The sequence below is a fragment of the Mesorhizobium sp. LNHC229A00 genome, from assembly GCF_000502415.1.
Taxonomy (GTDB): Bacteria; Pseudomonadota; Alphaproteobacteria; order Rhizobiales; family Rhizobiaceae; genus Mesorhizobium.
The window spans coordinates 1-877 of sequence record NZ_AYWQ01000170.1; the positions used below are offsets into that span (position 1 = coordinate 1).

1 pseudogene is annotated in these 877 nt (G+C 70.4%); it reads right to left on the reverse strand.

The annotated features are described in order from the left end of the window. Positions 1–877 (reverse strand): annotated as a pseudogene (locus X742_RS140180) (LysM peptidoglycan-binding domain-containing protein); the annotation flags it as partial.

Here is an 877-nt window from a genome sequence, read left to right on the forward strand (position 1 = left end):
CGGGCTTGGTCTCGGCGGGGGCAACGGCGGCGACCGCCTCGCCCGGCTCGCGCTCGAAGGGCACTGCGGCGCGGGCCACCACCTTCACGCCGTCGGCGTCGAGGCCGTCAACATGGATGGTATAGCTGCCGACCGGAATATCGCGCGTCGCCTCGACCAGGAAATGGCCGTCCGACGAGGTCTGCGCGTCGCCGAGCAGGATGTCGTTGGCGTAGGCGCGCACCTTGCGGCCTGGATCTGCGAGGCCGGCGACAAAGATCTTGTTGCCATCGATCTCGACTGCCTCGACCACGATCTTTGGTTCGGCCGCGGCTGCCGCGGGCGCGGCCGGTGCCGCCGGAGCAGGTTTTGCTGCAGCCACGGCTGGCGTGGCCGTCGCCGGCGCGGCNGGCGCTTCAGCAGCAGGAGCGGCAGCCTGGTCGCCGGTTGCCGGCGCTGGCTTTGGCTCAGATGCCGGAACGGTGAGCAGTTCGGCCGGCTTGCCCGGCTCCTCGACCATGGCCAGCACCTGGCCAGCCGCATTCGCCGGCACCGAGACGACAGCGGTCTGCGCCGAGGCGGTCACCACCGCGCCGACCGTCGAACGCAGGGCGATTGTATAGTCGCCGGGCTTCAGCGGATCTTCGAGCACGATGACAAAGGCACCATCGGGACCAGCAACCGTGGAGCCGATCACCGTCGCGCCGTTGAGAATTTCGACCTTCGAGTTGGGCGCCGCGTTGCCGGCAACGACGATCGAGCCGTTGCTCTCGACCCGCACGACATCGAAAGTCGGCGCGATCGGACCCGCCGTCGCGGGCGCCGCAGGCGCCGCCGCATCGGTTGCGGGCGGAGCCGCAGCGTCCGTTGCAGGTGCTGCCGGGGCCGTCGCCTGAGG